This is a genomic window from Pseudomonas sp. AL 58, from assembly GCF_036348395.1.
Classification (GTDB): Bacteria; Pseudomonadota; Gammaproteobacteria; order Pseudomonadales; family Pseudomonadaceae; genus Aquipseudomonas; species Aquipseudomonas defluvii.
This window is the reverse complement of the sequence record NZ_JAZBQR010000045.1, coordinates 1-4,176: the sequence shown is the minus strand read 5'-3', so window position 1 is coordinate 4,176 and position 4,176 is coordinate 1. Positions and strand designations below refer to the sequence as shown.

At 52.3% G+C, this 4,176-nt stretch carries 3 protein-coding genes and 3 pseudogenes; 4 read left to right on the top strand and 2 right to left on the bottom strand.

The annotated features are described in order from the left end of the window. On the top strand, positions 1-157 hold a 157-nt coding region (locus UIA24_RS22840), incomplete at its 5' end, for a transposase (protein WP_330524016.1). Here the strand turns inward: UIA24_RS22840 and UIA24_RS22835 are convergent. Together UIA24_RS22835 and UIA24_RS22830 are read right to left on the bottom strand one after the other, a co-directional pair. Beyond that, positions 143-1,119: pseudogene (locus tag UIA24_RS22835) on the bottom strand (IS30 family transposase). The gene UIA24_RS22840 and the pseudogene UIA24_RS22835 sit on opposite strands and share 15 nt — an antisense overlap. Positions 1,120-1,166: 47 nt before the next feature. Further along, positions 1,167-1,553: pseudogene (locus tag UIA24_RS22830) on the bottom strand (transposase); the annotation flags it as partial. A gap of 407 nt (positions 1,554-1,960) precedes the next feature. Here UIA24_RS22830 and pseH point away from each other — a divergent pair. The 3 genes and pseudogenes from pseH to UIA24_RS22815 form a co-directional block, all read left to right on the top strand. After that, entirely contained in the window at positions 1,961-2,515 is a 555-nt protein-coding gene (pseH, locus tag UIA24_RS22825) for a UDP-4-amino-4,6-dideoxy-N-acetyl-beta-L-altrosamine N-acetyltransferase (RefSeq protein ID WP_330524015.1), read from the top strand. Next, on the top strand, positions 2,512-2,934 hold the full coding sequence (locus UIA24_RS22820) for a hypothetical protein (RefSeq protein ID WP_330524014.1): 423 nt from the start codon (positions 2,512-2,514) through the stop codon (positions 2,932-2,934). The genes pseH and UIA24_RS22820 overlap by 4 nt, the downstream gene beginning before the upstream one ends. Positions 2,935-3,038: 104 nt before the next feature. Beyond that, positions 3,039-3,904: pseudogene (locus UIA24_RS22815) on the top strand (IS3 family transposase); the annotation flags it as partial. Between the last annotated feature and the right edge of the window lie 272 nt (positions 3,905-4,176).

Here is a 4,176-nt window from a genome sequence, read left to right as displayed (position 1 = left end):
TCGACAGCGCAACATCATCGAGCGCATGTTCGGCTGGCTGAAAGAGAACCGCCGAATCGTCACGCGCTTCGACAAACTCGCAAAAAGTTATGCCGCAATGGTCTCGCTGGCTTGTGTCATGCGGTGTATGCGACGGCTTTTTTCAGACAGAGCCTAGCACCTCAACTGGAAACTTCCAGCCCAGTGTCTGCCGAGGGCGGGTATTGAGCAAATCAGCTATTTCATCCAGTCGCGCCTGCGTCAGTAGAGAGAGATCTGTGCCTCTCGGGAGATACTGATGCAACAATCCGTTCGTATTTTCATTGCTACCGCGTTGCCAAGGCGAATGTGGATCGGCGAAATAAATCTTCATCCCCGTTCGTGCCGTAATTTCGGCATGGCGAGCCATTTCGCTGCCTTGATCATGTGTAATGGTTTTAGTAGTGATGTGGCCATCCGTGACATCTCACTCACAATGGCTTCCGCCGCCGCTTCAGCGGTGGGGGCTTCGAGTTTGGCAAGGATCACATATCGGCTTGTGCGTTCGACCATTGTGGCGACGGCTGAGCGATTACTGGCCCCCATGATCAGATCTCTCCCAATGCCCTGGTACCAGACGATCTGCAACTTCGGGAGGGCGTAGGTGAATACTCAGTTGTGCAGGATAGCGCTCTCGACGCACATTGCTCTGTGTTCGCTTAGGACGCTTGCCGTCTGCTTGAGGTGGATAACTGATCAGCTGACGTTTCAGTTCTCCACGTGGGTAGGCATAGGTGGCGAGTTAGATAGTTTCGTGGCTCACATGTCGCTCGGGTTGGTCAGGCCAGATAGCGTGTAGTCTGCGGGCAATTTGTTGTGGTGACCAGCCAATGCGGAGCATTTCGACGACTACTTGAAGCAGCTCAGAGTCTGGAGATAAACGCCGCTGACGACGAGGCATATGCCGAAGCTGTTGTACCCTACTTGTGGCTTTGATGGCGTCATAGTGGGGCTGCTGGGGGGGGGCTTGATCTCTCGACTAATGGTGCTGGGGTGACGCCCTAGCAACGCAGCAATAGTTCGTAGCGTCTGCCGTTGAAATAGCATCACCATGATGGTGACGCGCTCCTCGGTGCTCAGGTGACTGTATTGGGTAGACATGGCAACATCTTACATCAGGTGTTGCACTTGATCCTTGAGGCCGCCCTGCGGCCGAGAGCGTGATCGGCAGACTCGTCAGCCCCCCTTTTTTTCCGAGCGCCAGATAAGGCTCGGGTTGCGCGTACTGCGGTTGAGTCGATCATCCAGGTTTGCAAATCGATCAAGCCTTTCTCATTCAATCTCATGTGCAAGCGTTTGAGCATCTGATCGAACGCCCCCTAATTCCGCCAGCCCAGAAACCGTTGATACACCGTTGACCACGGGCCAAAGCGCTCCGGCATACCTCGCTACGCAGCACCGGAGCAGAGCCCCCAGGGCACACCATCAAGCATCAGTCGGTCGTTCAAACGAGGCCGCCCCCGACCATGGGTTTCGATGAAGAGATCGGAGACCACACCCCAGGCCTCGTCCGAGAGTTCGTAACGCTTTGCCATCACAGAATTCCTTTCCGTTGATGGCGGGGGACTCTACAAAATCTCAGCCTTCAGGGGGCGCCATTTGGGTTTGTCGGGATTTCGTACAGAGCATAATGGAATATCGACCCCGCATGCGGCAGTCGTTCCAGTACGTAGCGTAGCTGCGATAGGGCTATAGCCGCTGACCTTGGACCCGATCGCAAACGGTTTTGGAACGCATCATGGTGATGGGCTCATGATAGAAATTGGAAGCACAGTATCAGCCTTTATCTACCCACTTGGCGTTCGGAGGGCAGATACGAAAGCCTATAGCTCATGTGCTTGCTTTCTATCTTAGCGGCTTTCAACCTCACCTTAGCGCCCAATACTACACGTAGCATGGCATAATCGTTGTCCTAGCCATTCTACTCGCAAGGATTTGCCCAATGCAGTTCATCCCGCTAATCGAAGCTAGCGCAGCCACTCAAGCAAAGGTTCGCATCCTTAGAAATCAAGATGATGTGCGAAAATACATGTACACATCACACGAAATTTCTGAGCAAGAACATAAGAGCTGGATTGCATCATTAAGCGGGAATCTCAAGCAAAGAGTTTTCGTTGTTATGTTTAATGATGAACCTGCTGGGGTGGTTTCTCTTAGTGCAATTAATACCATTCAGAAAACTGCTGACTGGGCTTTCTATCTTGATTCAGACCTGCAGGGAAAAGGTCTAGGTAGCTTGGTAGAGTTTTGGATGCTTGACTATGCATTTAAAGAGGCAGGGCTAGAAAAACTTAACTGTGAAGTGTTGGAGGTTAATCAATCTGTTATAAAAATGCATCAAAGATTTGGGTTTGAGGTTGAAGGGGTTCGCCGAAAAAATATCATTAAGGACGGGCGGCGGATTGACGTTGTTTTGTTGGGGGTTACGAAGGATGAGTGGCTTGAGCGACGGCCATCAATTGAGCCGGTAATTTCGCGCTTGAGTAAAAAGTTATGAAGCTTAAAAATGTTTACGAGTCTGAGCTTTTTGTCGAAACTCTTTATGAGCTTCTCAAGCAGAGAAGTAGTGATCATTCTATTAGCCACCAAACGCTCCCGAGCTTTTCAGAACATATGGCTTTCGTTAAGTCGAATCCTTACAGGTATTGGTATATTGTTGAGGTCGATGGCGCCAAGGGTGGATCAGTTTACATCACTGAAAATAATGAGATCGGCTTGTTTTTACTTCCTGACTTTGTACGGTATCAAACAGATGTGCTTGGGCTTTTAATCACCACGCATAGTCCGCTTCCTGCTGTAAAGTCAAAGCGTGTTGCCGCGTTCAGCGTGAATGCTAATCCCAGTAATACGACGCTAATTTCCTCAATTTTGGCGGCTGGTGGACGGCATGTTCAAAACACATACTTGTTGGACTAGGAACTCTGTTCCGGAATTAGATCGTGCGTATTAATTGTGGTGTAGTGGTCTAATGAAACCGGACACCCATTTAGGCGAGAATGCTCGCCATAGAGAGGTGTCCGATGACCAAGCAACGTCGTTCCTTTACGCCCGAGTTCAAACGCGAAGCTGCCAGTCTGGTGCTCGACCAGGGCTACAGCCATATCGAAGCAGCCCGTTCGCTTGGGCTGGTGGAGTCGGCCCTGCGTCGATGGGTCAACCAGCTTCAGGAAGAGCGAAACGGTGTGACTCCGACCAGTAAAGCGCTGACGCCCGAACAGCAGAAAATCCAGGAGCTGGAAGCTCGGATCAATCGCCTGGAACGGGAAAAAAGTATATTAAAAAAGGCCACCGCGCTCTTGATGGCCGAGGAACACGAGCGTTCGCGTTAATTGATCAGCTTCGTTCTGAAGAGCCTGTTGATCTATTGTGCTCGGTATTCGAAGTCACCCGATCCTGCTATTACGCGCACTGTCGCAAGCACCGATCTCCAGACGTTAAGCAGCTGATTTTGCGCAGCCGCGTGAATGAGCTGTTCACCCAAAGCCGCAGCGCGGCGGGCAGCCGAAGCATCATGTTCATGATGCGCGAGGACGGCATAGCGATTGGGCGATTCAAGGTGCGCAAGCTGATGAGCGAGATGAAGTTGATCGGCAAGCAACCCGGCTCACATGCCTACAAAAAGGCGACGGTGGAGCGGCCTGATATCCCGAACGTGCTGGATAGAGAGTTCACCGTGTCGGCACCAAATGAGGTCTGGTGCTGGGACATCACGTATGTCTGGGCTCAGGGTCGCTGGCACTATGTGGCGGCCGTGATCGATCTGTTCGCCCGCCGCGTGGTGGGCTGGGCGTTTTCATCGAAGCCAGATGCCGACCTGGTGATCAAGGCCTTGGACATGGCCTATGAACAGCGTGACCGGCCTGAGAATGTATTGTTTCACAGCGACAGTAAGAATGTGATTGCCAGCGTTTCCGGACGGCCTGACCCACACAGCGATGGACCAATAAGGGATGATCTGGCGTCTTGAGGTGCCCTGGTTGGCCTGACCCACACTCCGATTGGCCTTGTGTCTTTCCTTGGACCTGTCGGCCAGCCGGGAGCGCTGCACGTCGAGGTTTCCGCCTCGCCGATACCTGTGACCCTAGGCTCTGTCTGAAATCCCACGAAACTGAAATGTGGCCCCGGAACGGCCTGGGTTTTGTACAGCCGCCGCCCATC

Coding starts and splice junctions, on each gene's coding strand:
- UIA24_RS22820 (WP_330524014.1), top strand. CDS start 2,512: ATGAAGCTTAAAAATGTTTACGAGTCTGAGCTTTTTGTCGAAACTCTT.
- pseH (WP_330524015.1), top strand. CDS start 1,961: ATGCAGTTCATCCCGCTAATCGAAGCTAGCGCAGCCACTCAAGCAAAG.